Consider the following 12,768-nt stretch of genomic DNA (forward strand, 5'->3'; position numbering starts at 1 on the left):
TCCTTATCATCGGGCGTCGAGCCAGCGGGCGATGCGATCGAGCAGCCGGTCGGTCGCGTCCAGTCTGCCGCCCATTTGCAGAAAGGCGTGGATCATGCCGTCGAACCGGTCGTGGTCGACCGTGACGCCCGCGTCGCGCAGGCGCTGTCCGTATGCTTCGCCTTCGTCGCGCAGCGGGTCGTTCTCGCAGGTTACGAGCAAGGTCGGGGGCAGGGCAGCGAGGTCGCCTGCCAGGACGGGCGACGCGCGCGGACCGGTGCCGTCTGCGTCCAAGGCTAGGTACAGGTCGATCTGGCGCTCCAAGGACTTCACGTCGATGATGTTGCCGTCTTCGCTTTGCCGCGACGGGTAGGTGGCATCGCGGCGCAGGTCGGTGTTGGGGTAGAGCAGGATTTGGCCACGTAGGGCTGGTTCGCCTTCCGACGTTGCGCGGTAGGCGAGCGCGGTCGCGAGCGTACCGCCTATACTGTCCCCGGAGACGACGATGCGCGACAGGTCGATGTCCAGCGCGTCGGCCTGTGCGATGAGGCCGAGAAGCGTCGTCCAGCTATCGTCGAGTTGCGCGGGGAAGCGGTGTTCGGGCGCCAGGCGATAGGCGGGGGCGGCGACCAGCCAGCCGGTCCGGTTCGCCAGCGCGCGCAACGCCGGGTCGTGGCCGTCGATCGACCCGGCGATCGCGCCGCCGCCGTGGATGTGCAGCAGCAGCGGCAACGGACCAGGCTTCGGGCGATAGAGCCGCACGACCAGCGGGCCGGACTCCGACGGCAGCATGAGGTGGGTGATCGCATGGACCGGTTCCGGATCGCCCGAGAAGGTCTTCAGCAACGCCGTCTGGTAGCGGAAGTCGGCGAGCCACCGCACATCGTCGGCGTGCGGATCAGCATCCGGGGCGAGTGTCTGTATCGTGTCGAGTATCGTTCGAGCCTGTGGATCCACCGGCGCATCTCCTTCGCGGACCGGACGTTCGGTGGCTGTAACGGGTTCCCTGCGCGGGCGGCTGCGACTTTGGACAAGGCCGGGCGTTCAGCGCACTAAGGATTTGAAGGAGATGGCTATGAAGCGGACGGGCAAGCGATTGATCGGCGGGGCGCTGCTGGCGGCGGTATCGGGGATCGGGCTGTCGCTTTATTCGAGCCGCGTCGCGCGGCTTGCCGAAGACCTGGTGCCGGCGGAAGGTCGCTTTCTCGACGTCGCGGGCGCTCGACTGCATTATATCGATGTCGGCAGCGGGCCGGCGATCGTCATGGTCCACGGGCTCGCCGGGCAGTTGCGCAACTTCAGCTATGCGCTCGTCGATTTGCTCAAGGACGAGTATCGCGTGATCGTCGTCGATCGGCCGGGGTCGGGTTACTCGACAGCAACGGGTGCGATGCCGGGGATCATCGGGCAGGGCGCGATCATCGCCGACTTCATCCAGAAGCTCGGGCTCGATCGGCCGTTGCTGGTCGGGCATTCGCTGGGCGGTGCGCTCAGTCTGGCAGTCGGGCTCGACCATCCGCATCTGGTTCGCGCGCTCGCCCTGATCGCGCCGCTGACGCAGCCGTTGGAGCAGGTGCCGGAGAGTTTTCGCGGGCTCGCGCGGATCCCGTCGGGTGCGCGTCTGGCGTTCGCGCAGGTGCTGGGGACGCCGCTCAGCCGGTTGACCGCGAAGAAGACGCTGGAAGGCGTGTTTGCGCCCGAGGCTGTGCCGGAGGATTTCATCACACGGGGCGGCGGCGCGCTGTCCGCGCGGCCGATCGCGATCGCGGCGGCGGCGGCGGATCTTGCCGGGGCGAACGACGACGTGACGGCGATGGTCGGGCGGTATGCGGAGATCGGTTTGCCGGTGCGGATCTTGTTCGGGCGGCAGGATGCGATTCTTGATCCGGCCTGGAATGGTCACCGGACTGCTGCGGTGATTCCGGGGGCTAAGATCGACACGATCGAGGGCGGGCACATGATCCCGATCACTGCGCCGGAGGCTTGTGCGCGGTTTGTAATGGCTGCGTTTGCGGCTGGGTGAGATTGCGGTTGGGGGCAGCGTACTTAAATAAACTATCCACCCCGGCGGAGGCCGGGGTCCAGTTGGAAAGGTCGATGTAACTGAGGACAGCGCTCCCTTAGCGACGTTCCCCAACTGGGCCCCGGCCTCCGCCGGGGTGGTTGCAGAATGGTCAGAACCGATCTGCCATAATCGAGCGGCAACTCCCGCTCCTTGTTCTCCCGCGAAGGCGGGAGCCCAGTCTGGGCTCCCGCCTTCGCGGGAAAACAAGCTTGCGTTTGAGTACCGGTCAGCCCGCGACGGGGAGCTTCACCTGGCCGGCTTCGTCACGCTCCAGAGCGCCGTAGGACAGCACGACCTCCAGCAGCAGCGGGCCGCCATAGATGTGCGGGAACAGCTGTCCCCCCCGCGACTCTTCCCACTTCACGTCGTCGCCAAGCGCTTCGAGATCGATCGCCGCGACGTGCAGGTCCGACTGACCGGCGAAGTGCTTGTCGACCGTCTCCGTCAGTTGCTCGGCGGTGGATAGATGAATGTAGCCGTCAGCCACATCCACCGGCGCGCCCGCAAAGCTTCCGCTTTCCAGAGTCGCCAGTTGCTCCCCGGTCAGCACCTTATAGGCGATCGGATCGCGGCTCATTCGCCGTCCTCCGGGCCCGCAGCCGTGTCCTCGCCGATCGTCGCGCCGGTATCCGGAGCGACCTCGGGCACGGCGTCCGCCAGGTTGATCTCGGCGTCTTCCTCGGTTTCCTCGATCCGTGCGGCGGAGACGACGTGTTCGCCCTTCGCCACGTCGAACAGCTTCACGCCGGCCGAGTTGCGGCTGATGACGCGGAGCGACGCGAGCGTCGTGCGGATCAGTTTCGCCTGGTTGGTCACCAGCATCAGCTGATGGCCCTTCGCCGCGGCGAAACTCGCCACGACGGGGCCGTTGCGCGCGATGTTGTCGATGTTGGTGATGCCCTGACCACCGCGGCCGGTGCGACGGTAATCATAGGCGCTCGACAGCTTGCCATAGCCGTTCTCGCAGACCGTCAGGATGAACTGCTCGCGGTCCTTGAGATCGTTGTAGCGGTCGGCGCCCATGCCGTGATCGCCCTCGCGCTCGCCCTTCCACGGTGCGAACTTGAGGTACGTCTCGCGCTCCTCGGGCGTTGCGCCAACACGGTGCAGGACCGACAGCGAGATGACCTCGTCGTCGCCTTTCAGCGTGACACCGCGCACGCCCGTCGACGTCCGGCTCTGGAACTCGCGGACGTCGTCGCCGGCGAAGCGGATCGCCTTGCCGAGCTTGGTCGCGAGCAGCACGTCGTCATGCTCGCTGAGCAGCGCGACGCCGATCAGCTTGTCCTCCGAACCCTCTTCGAAGCGCATCGCGATCTTGCCGTTCGACGGCACGTTGGTGAACGCGTCCATCGCGTTGCGGCGGACGAGGCCGTGCTGCGTTGCGAACATTACGTGCAGGCGGCTCCACTCGCTGAGATCTTCCGGCAGCGGGAGCACGGTCGAGATCGTCTCGCCCGGTGCCAGCGGCAGCAGGTTGATCATCGGCCGGCCGCGCGTGGCGGGGCCACCCTCGGGCAGGCGCCAGACCTTGTAGCGATAGACCTTGCCGAGGTTCGAGAAGAACAGCACCGGGGTGTGCGTCGAGGTGACGAACAGCTCGGTGACGACGTCCTCGTCCTTCGTCGACATGCCCGCACGACCCTTGCCGCCACGCGCCTGTGCGCGGAACGTGTCGAGGCTGGTGCGCTTGATATAGCCCTGCATGGTCACGGTGACGACCATGTCCTCGCGCTCGATCAGGTCCTCGTCGTCGATGCCATTGGCGGCGGCGGCGATCTCGGAACGGCGCGGCGTGGCGAATTCGTCACGGATCGCGATCAACTCGCCGCGCATCACTTCGTACAGCTTCGCACGGTCGCCGAGGATGTGGAGCAGCTCGCCGATCGTCGCGGCCAGCGCCTTCAGCTCGTCGCCGATCTCGTCGCGGCCGAGCAATGTCAGGCGGTGGAGGCGGAGATCGAGGATCGCGCGGACCTGCGGTTCGGACAGCTTGTAGATGCCGTCGGCCTGCTTGTCCTCGACCGCCTCGACCAGCGCGATGTACGGTGCGATCTCCTCGACCGGCCATTCGCGCGCGAGCAGCTTGCCGCGCGCTTCGGCGGGGCTCGACGACCCGCGGATGATCTTAACGACTTCGTCGAGGTTGGTGACCGCGATGACGAGGCCGAGCAACAGATGCGCGCGCTCGCGGGCCTTGGCGAGTTCGAACTTCGAGCGGCGGGTGATGACCTGCTCGCGGAAGGTGATGAACGCGCCGATGATGTCGCGCAGGTTGAGCAGCTCGGGGCGGCCGCCGCGGATCGCCAGCATGTTGGCGGGAAAGCTCGACTGCGCCGGGGTGTGCCGCCAGAGCTGGTTGAGCACCACGTCGACGGTCGCGTCGCGCTTCAGGTCGATGACGATGCGGACGCCCATGCGGCTCGATTCGTCGCGGATGTCGCTGACGCCTTCGATCCGCTTGTCCTTGGCGGCTTCGGCGATCTTCTCGACCAGGCCGTTCTTGCCGGTCTGGAACGGGATCTCGGTGAGGACGATCGAGCGACGGTCGCCCTTGCCCTCCTCGACGATGTGCCGCGAGCGGACGATGATCGAGCCACGGCCGGTCTCGTAGGCGGACTTGGCGCCCGCGCGGCCGAGGATGATCGCGCCGGTCGGGAAGTCGGGACCGGGGACGATCTCGAACAGTTCCTCGGTCGTGATCGCGCCATTGTCCATGTAGGCGAGGCACGCGGCGATCACTTCGCCGAGATTGTGCGGCGGGATGTTGGTCGCCATGCCGACGGCGATGCCGCCCGCGCCGTTGACCAGCAGGTTCGGGAAGCGCGCCGGCAACACCGAGGGCTCGCGCTCCGAGCCGTCATAGTTGGGCGTGAAGTCGACCGTGTCCTTGTCGAGGTCGCCGAGCAGCGCGTTCGCCACCTTGCCGAGGCGCGCCTCGGTGTAGCGCATCGCCGCGGGTGGATCGGGATCCATCGAGCCGAAGTTGCCCTGGCCGTCGATCAGCGGCACGCGCATCGACCAGTCCTGGGTCATGCGGGCCAACGCGTCGTAGATCGAACTGTCGCCGTGCGGATGGTATTTACCCATCACGTCACCGACGATGCGCGCGGACTTGCGGTAGGGCTTGCCGGCGACGAAGCCGCTCTCGTGCGCGCCGTACAGGATGCGGCGGTGGACGGGCTTCAGGCCGTCGCGGACGTCGGGCAGTGCGCGCGCGACGATGACGCTCATCGCATAGTCGAGATAGCTCGACTTCATCTCGTCGACGATCGAGATCGTGGCGATGCCGGCGGGCTCGCCGCCCTGGGGTTCGGCGAGTATGGTCTCGTCGGTCAAATCTGAACGCTTTCGGCTTGTTGCGGTGTTGTGACACACCTTAGCCGAGGGGGGGGCACCTTACTACCCCCGCGCACGCGTACGCACGCGAGGGAGCAAGGTTTCATCGTTAATTTCGGGCTTATTTGCAGGCGGTCTTGGTCTTGTTGCCGGCGAGCGAGCAATCGTACGTGACGGTCTTGCCGTTCGCTAGCTTGGCGCTGACCATGCGGCCTTTCTTGACCGTGGTGGTACGCTTGGCGACCTTGGTGTTGCCCATCGGCGTGGTGGTCTTGGTCGTCGTGGTGTGCGTCGCGACGGTCTTCGGCTGGACGGTCTTGGTCTGAGCCTGAGTGGCGGCAACCGCTGCGCCGCCGGAGAGCAGCGCGCTACCGGCGAGGATCGCGAGGGGGAGGGACTTCTTCATGCGGGTATCCTCTCGTTTCGGCCTTGGTGGACGATGCCAAGAGACTGCGCCGGAGGACCTGAACGGAGTGTGGCAGGCAGGTGAAATCGGCGTCATGCATAGTGCCGAAGTCCAGCCAAGGCCTTGTCATTCCCGCGGAGGCGGGAACCCATAGTGGCGAACCTTTCGGCTCCATCGCTACCGTCAGAGCATATGGATCCCCGCCTGCGCGGGGATGACGAGGTGGTTGGTCGGCAAACCGGTATCGCTGGCCGTTATGGCGTTACCTCGACCCCGTCCCACGCAAACAGTTTGCCGCTGTCGGGTGCGCGCAGGCCGTCGATGACGTCGAGCAACTGCACCGCCGCGCGGTCCGGCTTGAACAGGTTACCGGGCGTCACGTTGCCCTGGAACGGCTTCGACAGGCCGGTGTCGACCGTGCCCGGATGTAGGCCGACGACGATCCCGCTGGAGTTCCGGCGCTTGTCCTCGATCGAGACCGTCTTCACCAACTGGTTCAGCGCGGCCTTCGACGCGCGGTAGCCATACCAGCCGCCGAGCTTGTTATCGCCGATGCTGCCCACGCGAGCAGACAATACAGCAAACACGATCCGCCCCGCCTTCGGCATCGTCGGCAGGAAGTGCTTCGCCACCAGCGCCGGCCCGATCGCGTTGATCGCGAAGTTGCGCGCCATCCACACCGGATCGAGCTCGCGCATCGCCTTCTCGGGACCCTTGTCGCCGTCGTGGAGCAAGCCCGTCGCCACGATCACCAGCGTCGGCGACCCGACTCGCAAAGCCGCCGCCGCAATGCTAGCCTCGTCTTCCAGATCGAGATGCCGATCGCCGCTCTCCGACCGCGCGAACCCGTAGACCTTATCGAACGCCCCTTCCTCGATCAGCGCCTCTTCCAGCGCCTTGCCGATCCCGCCCGATACACCGATGACGACCGCGCTGCTCACTTGCGCACGAACCGGAACTGCGCGTCGCTGCTGCCCGCCGCGTCATACGCATAGCCGTCGCTGTCGAACCCCTTGATCCCCTCGATGTCGTCGACGCGGTGCTCGACGAGCCACCGCGCGACCAGCCCGCGGGCCTTCTTCGCGTGGAAGCTGACGAACTTCTGCGCCTCGCCCTCGCGGAAATCGATCGCCACGACGCGGATCGACTTGGGCAATTTCCCATCCGCCGCCGCCCAATATTCCTGGCTCGCGAGGTTGAGGATCGTCCCCGATCCCTCCGCCTCGACATCGTCCGCGAGCAGCTTGGCGATCCGATCCCCCCACCAGTCGGTCAGCTTGGTCTTCCGCGGCGCCCAGCGCGTGCCCATCTCCAGCCGGTAGGGCCGCATCAGGTCGAGCGGGCGGAGCAGGCCGTACAGCCCCGACAGCATCCGCACGTGATCCTGCGCGTAATCGACCGCCGCCTCGTCGAGCGTCTTTGCCTCCAGCCCGGTATAGACGTCGCCCGCGAACGCGAACATTGCCGGCCGCTCGGGCAGCGTGTCGAAATCGCGATACCGGTCGGCGTTCAGCTTCGCCAGCGCGGGCGAGATGTGCATCAGTTCCGACAGCTTCTTCTGCGTCAGGTGCGCGGCGGCGTGCGCCAGCGTCTTCGCCTCGTCGGCGAACCGCGGCGTGGTAGGCTCGAGCTTGGGCAGTGCGCTCTCGTAATCGAGCGTCTTGGCGGGCGATAGGACAGCGATCATCGTCGCGATCTACCGCCCACCGCCATCTCGTTCAATCGCGGTTCACGGGGTAAATTCCATGCGCGGGGATACAAGCCGCTTGCTTGAACGTATGCACGGCGGACCATATAGCGTCGGCGCGCGCCACCACGGTAGGGCCGACGCAGAGGGAGAGTTTCCGCATGAAGACCATTTCCAAGCTTGCACTGGTTGCGGCATTCGCCACTGGCGTAAGCAGCATGGCGCTCACCACGCCCGCCTTCGCCAAGGACAAGAAGGCCGATGCGGCGCCAGCGATGAAGCTGAGCCCCGAAGTCCAGAAGCCCGGCATCGCCGCGCAGACCGCGCTGGCCGCCAAGGATTATGCCGGCGCGCAGACCGCGATCGACCAGATCGATGTCGCTGCCAAGACCGATTACGAGAAGTATATCGGCGCCGCCCTGCGCTATCAGCTCGAAACCGAGAAGATCGTCGCCGCGCAGACCGCGAACCCGAATGCGCCGGTCAACGAGACCACGCTCGCCAAGCCGCTCGACGCGCTGATCGCGAATGCGGCGACGCCTGCTGCCGATCGTGGTCGCTATGCGTATCGCCGCGGTGCACTCGCGTTCAACGGCAAGCAGTATCCGGTCGCGCTGCAGTATTTCGCGAAGGCCAAGGAGCTTGGCTACACCGATCCGAACCTCGGTCTGCAGATCGTCAAGGCGAAGATGGATAGCGGCGACGTCGCCGGTGGCACCGCGGATCTCGAAGCCGCGATCGCACAGATGACCGCAGCGGGTCAGAAGGCGCCGGAAGAATATTACCGGTACGCGGTCGCCAAGTCGTACGCCGCAAAGCGCAACGCCGACACGATGGCGTGGCTGAAGAAGTGGGTCACCGCGTATCCGTCGGCCAAGAACTGGCGCGACACGCTGGTGCTCTCGGGCATCCAGCAGAACGCGCTGATCACGCTCGACGAGACGCAGAAGATCGACATCTTCCGCCTGATGCGTGCGACCAACTCGCTCGCCGACCAGACCGACTATCTGCAATATGCCGATAGCGTGAACCGTCGCGGCCTGCCGAGCGAAGCGCAGGCAGTGATCAAGGAAGGCATGGCGCAGGGCAAGATCCCGGCGTCGAACACGATGGCGAAGGGCCTACTGGCCGACGCGACGAAGAACATCGCCGCCGACGGTCCGCTCGCAGGTCTCGAAAAGCGTGCGACGACGGCTGCCAACGGCAAGCTCGCCGCGGGTACGGCCGATGCGTATCTCGGCCAGAACAACTACGCCAAGGCGATCGAACTGTACCGCTTGGCGCTGACCAAGGGCGGTGTCGACGCCGACGACGTCAACCTGCATCTCGGCATCGCGCTGGCACGCTCGGGCGACAAGGCCGGCGCTGCGACCGCGTTCTCGGCGGTGAAGGCCGCACCGAAGTCGGACGTTGCCGGTCTGTGGACGACTTGGGCTGCCGCACCGGCTGCATAAGCCAGCGAAGCCTGGACTTTAGGAAACGGGGCGGCAGCGATGCCGCCCCGTTTTCGTTTATGGGGCTTTGTTCCTGATCCTCACCCGCAAGGGGGAGGTGGCGCCGAAGGTAACGGAAGGGGGAGGACACGCAACGTCGTTCGTTGCTTACGGCGCCCGTCGTCAGGCGAGTGCCTTCAACCTCCCCCTTCCGGAGGAGGATCGAGGGGCTGATGTCAGTCCACCACCACCGGTATTCCCGACAACGCCTTGGCCGTCCGGATCGTCAGCGACGTCTTCACGCTCGCCACGTTCGGCGCTGGAGTCAGGTGGGTCGTCAGGATTTCCTGGAAGCTCTTCAGGTCCGCCGCGACGATCTTCAGGATGAAGTCGATCTCGCCGTTGAGCATGTGGCATTCCCGAATTTCCGGAATGTCTGCAATATGATGCTCGAACGCGGCGAGGTCGTGCTCGGCCTGGCTGCGCAGCGACACCATCGCGAACACCGTGATCGGGAAGCCAAGCCGGCTCGCGTCGAGGTCCGCATGATAGCCACGGATCGCACCCGCTTCCTCGAGCGCTCGGACGCGGCGGAGGCAGGGCGGTGCGGTAAGGCCCACCTGGTCGGCCAGGTCGACATTGGTCATCCGACCGTCGGCCTGCAACAGCGACAGGATCTGCCGATCGATCCGGTCAAAACTCATTTCACGCAACTCCTGATGGGCATCGCAAACCAAGCGATTCATTCTTCATAGCGATAAGATTGTTGCGGCGAAACGCAATTGTCCCACAATGCGACGAAGAGGGTGCCTACCAAAATGGGTTGTTCCTTCGCATCGCCGCGCGCGTTAAGGAATCGGTACGGAGAGCGTGCTAGGCCCGCTGAAGCCGGGGAACGATGTGCGGTTCGACGATAGCCTGAAGACGATCCTTGCCGCCGACATGGCCACCGGTTTCGGTGCGCAATCGGCATGGCGGCAGTTGGTCGACCTGATGGGACGCGGCCGGGCCGTGGTCGATGAGCCCGCGATCGCGCGGTTGCGGTTGTTGCGGCAGGCGGTGCCGGTCGACGTTCGTGCCGCGAGTGCCCGGGCGCTCGCCTTCGCCAAACCCGATGCGCGACTGGTCGGTTTCTTCGCCGAGGACGTTCTGGCGATCGCCGCGCCGGTGCTGCGGACGGCCACGCTGGCGACCGACGAATGGCTCGCGCTTCTCCCGCGGCTGACCCCGGCAAGCCGGTCGGTCCTGCGTCACCGCCGTGATCTGTCAGCTGGCGTTCAGCGCGGTTTGCAGAGCTTCGGCTCGACCGACTTCGTCCTGCCCAATCCCGACGTCGACGAGGGTGCGGTATCGTCGGAACCGATCGTCGAACCCGTCGTCGATGTGACGATCGCGGACGAGGTGATCGAGCCGTCCGCCGGCGAGCGTGTCGTCGCGGAGATGCTGGCTGCCGAGCCAGCTATCGCCACGCCTGCTATCGTCGAGACGGTTGCCGCCGAACCCGTCGCGTCCGCTGTCGTACCGCCCAGTGCGCCACTGAGCGAGACGCCGTTCATGGCACTGGGTGCCGTCGCGCGTGGCCTGCCGTTCGTGGCGGAGGCGCTGCGCCATGCCAAGCTGGCGGAGGCCGAACCGCCAGCATCTGCGCCGGTAAACGCCGCCCCGGCCGACCGGTTCGAGATCTCCGACCTCGTCGCGCGGATCGAGGCGTTCAACCGCGACCGCACGGTCGAGGATGCGATGCCGGCCGCGGCACCCACCGAGATCGAGAGCTTCCGGTATGAGACCGACGCGCGCGGGGTCATCCGCATGGTCGACGGCGTCGCGCGGTCCGCGCTGATCGGCGTGTCGCTCGCGCATGCGGCCAAGCAGGGCGAGGCGCAGCTCGACGGCGTTGCCGCGGGTGCGTTCCGGCGCCGGTCGCGGTTCGGCGATGCCCGGCTCGAGGTCGGCGGCTTGTCCGACGCGTTCGGATCGTGGCGCGTATCCGGGGTGCCCGCGTTCGATCACGATTCGGGGCGCTTCACCGGCTTTCGCGGCACCGGACGCCGCCCGCGTCGCGACGAGACCGCGGAACCGGCACGTGCGGCCACCTCACCGATATCCGATTCGCTGCGCCAGCTCGTCCACGAACTGCGCACGCCGACCAATGCGATCGCCGGGTTCGCCGAATTGATCGAGACGCAGTTGCTCGGCCCCGTATCGCCGACCTATCGCGACCGGGCGACCACGATCCGCACGCAGGCGGGCGATCTGCTCGCCGCGATCGACGATCTCGACACCGCCGCGCGGATCGAAGGCCATGCGCTCGATCTGCGGCCGACGACGGTATCGGTCCGCCCGATGCTGGACCGCGTGATGCTGGACCTGCAACCGCTAGCCACCTTGCGCGGTGCAAGCCTCGCGCTCGCGATGCCGGCGGGCGACTGCGATGTGCTCGGCGATGACCGCGCGGTCGAACGGTTGATCGGTCGCCTGCTCGCCGCGCTCGTATCGGCGGGTCGGCAGGGCGAACGGCTCGGCCTGGTTGTCCGGCCGGTCGCGGATACCGTGACGATCGAATTCGACCGCCCCGCAGCGCTTGCCGCGCACGCTACCGATGTCCTGCTCAGCATCGATGCCGAGCAGGGCGGCGACGGCGATGGGGCACCCCTGCTCGGTACCGGCTTCGCGCTTCGTCTCGCGCAGAACCTCGCAGTCGAGTTGGGCGGCGCGCTGACGATCGGTTCGGAACGCCTCACGCTTCAGCTTCCCGCGGCGCATGCCCGCGCGGTGGAGCGGACCGCCGACGAACAGCGGTGATCGCCGACCGCGCGTATCGACCGCCGCGGCCTCAGCCTTCGCAACGCGTGGCGTGGCCCGACGATTTCAGTACGCGCTTTACCGTCTTCGTCGACGTCGAGGAGGAATTCGACTGGCGCGCGCCGCTGGACACGCGCAACCGCGCGACGACCGCGATGGCGGCATTTCCCGACGCGCATCGCCGCTTCGCCGAGCGCGGCGTCGCCCTAGCCTGCATGGTCGACCACCCGATCGCTACCGACCCGGCCGCGGTCGAGATCCTGAAACGGGTCGTCGAGGATGGGCGATCCGAGATCGGCACGCAGTTGCACGCCTGGGTCAATCCACCGTTCGAGGAGGATGCGACACCGGAAGCGAGCTACGCCGGCAACCTGCCGGGCGCGCTCGAAGCTGCCAAACTCGATACGCTGACCAAGGCGATAACGACCGCGTTCGGCGGCGCGCCACGTGCGTATCGCGCTGGCCGCTACGGCATCGGTCCACGGACTTTCGCACTGCTGTCGGCGCTTGGCTACCGGATCGATAGCTCGATCCGACCGGGCTATGATTACCGCGCGGACGGCGGTCCGGATTTCTCGCGGGGCGACGCGCATGCTTACCGCGACGGTCGCATCGTCGAACTGCCGTTGACTACCATCTTCACCGGCTACGCACGGCGGGGCGGGGACAGGCTGTATAATGTGCTCGGGCATCTGCCGAAGGGCAGGGGACTGTTCGCTCGCGCCGGCCTCCTGTCGCGGGTCGCGTTGACCCCGGAGGACATGCCGATCGAGGCCGCGCTCGAAGCCGTCGCGGTTGCGGTCGGCGAGGGGCTTCGGTTGCTGAACCTCTCGTTCCACTCGCCATCGCTAGCCCCCGGCCACACGCCCTATGTTCGCGATGCCGCCGACCTGAAACGCTTTCACGCGTGGTGGACGGCGATGCTCGACGAACTGGACCGTCGCGGCATTCGTAACGCGTCGCTCGACGAAATCATTGGTGCGCTTGGATAGGTATCGTCGTCCTTTGGAACCGCAGTTCGGCCTATGCGCGGTGTGCTGACGCCTTAAAACAGAAA

At 66.4% G+C, this 12,768-nt stretch carries 11 protein-coding genes; 4 read left to right on the forward strand and 7 right to left on the reverse strand.

Annotated elements, in window-relative coordinates:
* Positions 1 to 6: 6 nt before the first annotated feature.
* Positions 7 to 936 (reverse strand): alpha/beta hydrolase fold domain-containing protein, encoded by a 930-nt coding sequence (locus IFR23_RS02195; protein ID WP_192974501.1) that lies wholly within the window; start codon positions 934 to 936, stop codon positions 7 to 9.
* A gap of 118 nt (positions 937 to 1,054) precedes the next feature.
* On the opposite strand from IFR23_RS02195, the gene IFR23_RS02200 reads away from it, so the two are divergent.
* Positions 1,055 to 2,002, forward strand: a complete 948-nt coding sequence (locus IFR23_RS02200) for an alpha/beta fold hydrolase (RefSeq protein ID WP_192974502.1) — start codon at positions 1,055 to 1,057, stop codon at positions 2,000 to 2,002.
* 268 nt (positions 2,003 to 2,270) lie between these two features.
* On the opposite strand, the gene IFR23_RS02205 is transcribed toward IFR23_RS02200, so the two are convergent.
* The 5 genes from IFR23_RS02205 to yaaA form a co-directional block, all read right to left on the reverse strand.
* A complete protein-coding gene (locus tag IFR23_RS02205; protein ID WP_192974503.1) occupies positions 2,271 to 2,621 on the reverse strand; it encodes a DUF952 domain-containing protein in 351 nt (116 codons plus the stop codon).
* Positions 2,618 to 5,383 (reverse strand): DNA gyrase subunit A, encoded by a 2,766-nt coding sequence (gyrA, locus tag IFR23_RS02210; RefSeq protein ID WP_192974504.1) that lies wholly within the window; start codon positions 5,381 to 5,383, stop codon positions 2,618 to 2,620. Before gyrA ends, IFR23_RS02205 begins: the two co-directional genes overlap by 4 nt.
* A gap of 121 nt (positions 5,384 to 5,504) precedes the next feature.
* Positions 5,505 to 5,789: a hypothetical protein gene (locus IFR23_RS02215; protein ID WP_192974505.1), complete on the reverse strand. Its 285-nt coding sequence runs from the start codon at positions 5,787 to 5,789 to the stop codon at positions 5,505 to 5,507.
* A 254-nt stretch (positions 5,790 to 6,043) separates the two neighbouring features.
* On the reverse strand, positions 6,044 to 6,730 hold the full coding sequence (locus IFR23_RS02220) for an SDR family NAD(P)-dependent oxidoreductase (protein WP_192974506.1): 687 nt from the start codon (positions 6,728 to 6,730) through the stop codon (positions 6,044 to 6,046).
* Positions 6,727 to 7,476, reverse strand: coding sequence for a peroxide stress protein YaaA (yaaA, locus tag IFR23_RS02225; RefSeq protein ID WP_192974507.1), 750 nt, complete (start codon positions 7,474 to 7,476; stop codon positions 6,727 to 6,729). The genes IFR23_RS02220 and yaaA overlap by 4 nt, the downstream gene beginning before the upstream one ends.
* Positions 7,477 to 7,637: 161 nt before the next feature.
* Here yaaA and IFR23_RS02230 point away from each other — a divergent pair, with 161 nt between their 5' ends.
* The gene (locus tag IFR23_RS02230) at positions 7,638 to 8,930 is read left to right on the forward strand and encodes a tetratricopeptide repeat protein (protein ID WP_107961829.1); all 1,293 of its coding nucleotides are present in this window, start codon (positions 7,638 to 7,640) and stop codon (positions 8,928 to 8,930) included.
* 215 nt (positions 8,931 to 9,145) lie between these two features.
* Here the strand turns inward: IFR23_RS02230 and IFR23_RS02235 are convergent, their stop codons facing one another.
* The gene (locus IFR23_RS02235; RefSeq protein WP_055880606.1) at positions 9,146 to 9,613 is read right to left on the reverse strand and encodes an Lrp/AsnC family transcriptional regulator; all 468 of its coding nucleotides are present in this window, start codon (positions 9,611 to 9,613) and stop codon (positions 9,146 to 9,148) included.
* Positions 9,614 to 9,779: 166 nt separating this feature from the next.
* On the opposite strand from IFR23_RS02235, the gene IFR23_RS02240 reads away from it, so the two are divergent.
* Entirely contained in the window at positions 9,780 to 11,711 is a 1,932-nt protein-coding gene (locus IFR23_RS02240) for a histidine kinase dimerization/phospho-acceptor domain-containing protein (protein WP_342344847.1), read from the forward strand.
* Entirely contained in the window at positions 11,708 to 12,703 is a 996-nt protein-coding gene (locus IFR23_RS02245) for a polysaccharide deacetylase family protein (RefSeq protein ID WP_342344848.1), read from the forward strand. The genes IFR23_RS02240 and IFR23_RS02245 overlap by 4 nt, the downstream gene beginning before the upstream one ends.
* Positions 12,704 to 12,768 lie beyond the last annotated feature (65 nt).

The organism is Sphingomonas sp. CFBP 13603 (assembly GCF_014892665.1).
Classification (GTDB): Bacteria; Pseudomonadota; Alphaproteobacteria; order Sphingomonadales; family Sphingomonadaceae; genus Sphingomonas.

Coding starts and splice junctions, on each gene's coding strand:
- yaaA (WP_192974507.1), bottom strand. CDS start 7,476: ATGATCGCTGTCCTATCGCCCGCCAAGACGCTCGATTACGAGAGCGCA.
- IFR23_RS02230 (WP_107961829.1), top strand. CDS start 7,638: ATGAAGACCATTTCCAAGCTTGCACTGGTTGCGGCATTCGCCACTGGC.
- IFR23_RS02215 (WP_192974505.1), bottom strand. CDS start 5,789: ATGAAGAAGTCCCTCCCCCTCGCGATCCTCGCCGGTAGCGCGCTGCTC.
- IFR23_RS02200 (WP_192974502.1), top strand. CDS start 1,055: ATGAAGCGGACGGGCAAGCGATTGATCGGCGGGGCGCTGCTGGCGGCG.
- IFR23_RS02235 (WP_055880606.1), bottom strand. CDS start 9,613: ATGAGTTTTGACCGGATCGATCGGCAGATCCTGTCGCTGTTGCAGGCC.
- IFR23_RS02205 (WP_192974503.1), bottom strand. CDS start 2,621: ATGAGCCGCGATCCGATCGCCTATAAGGTGCTGACCGGGGAGCAACTG.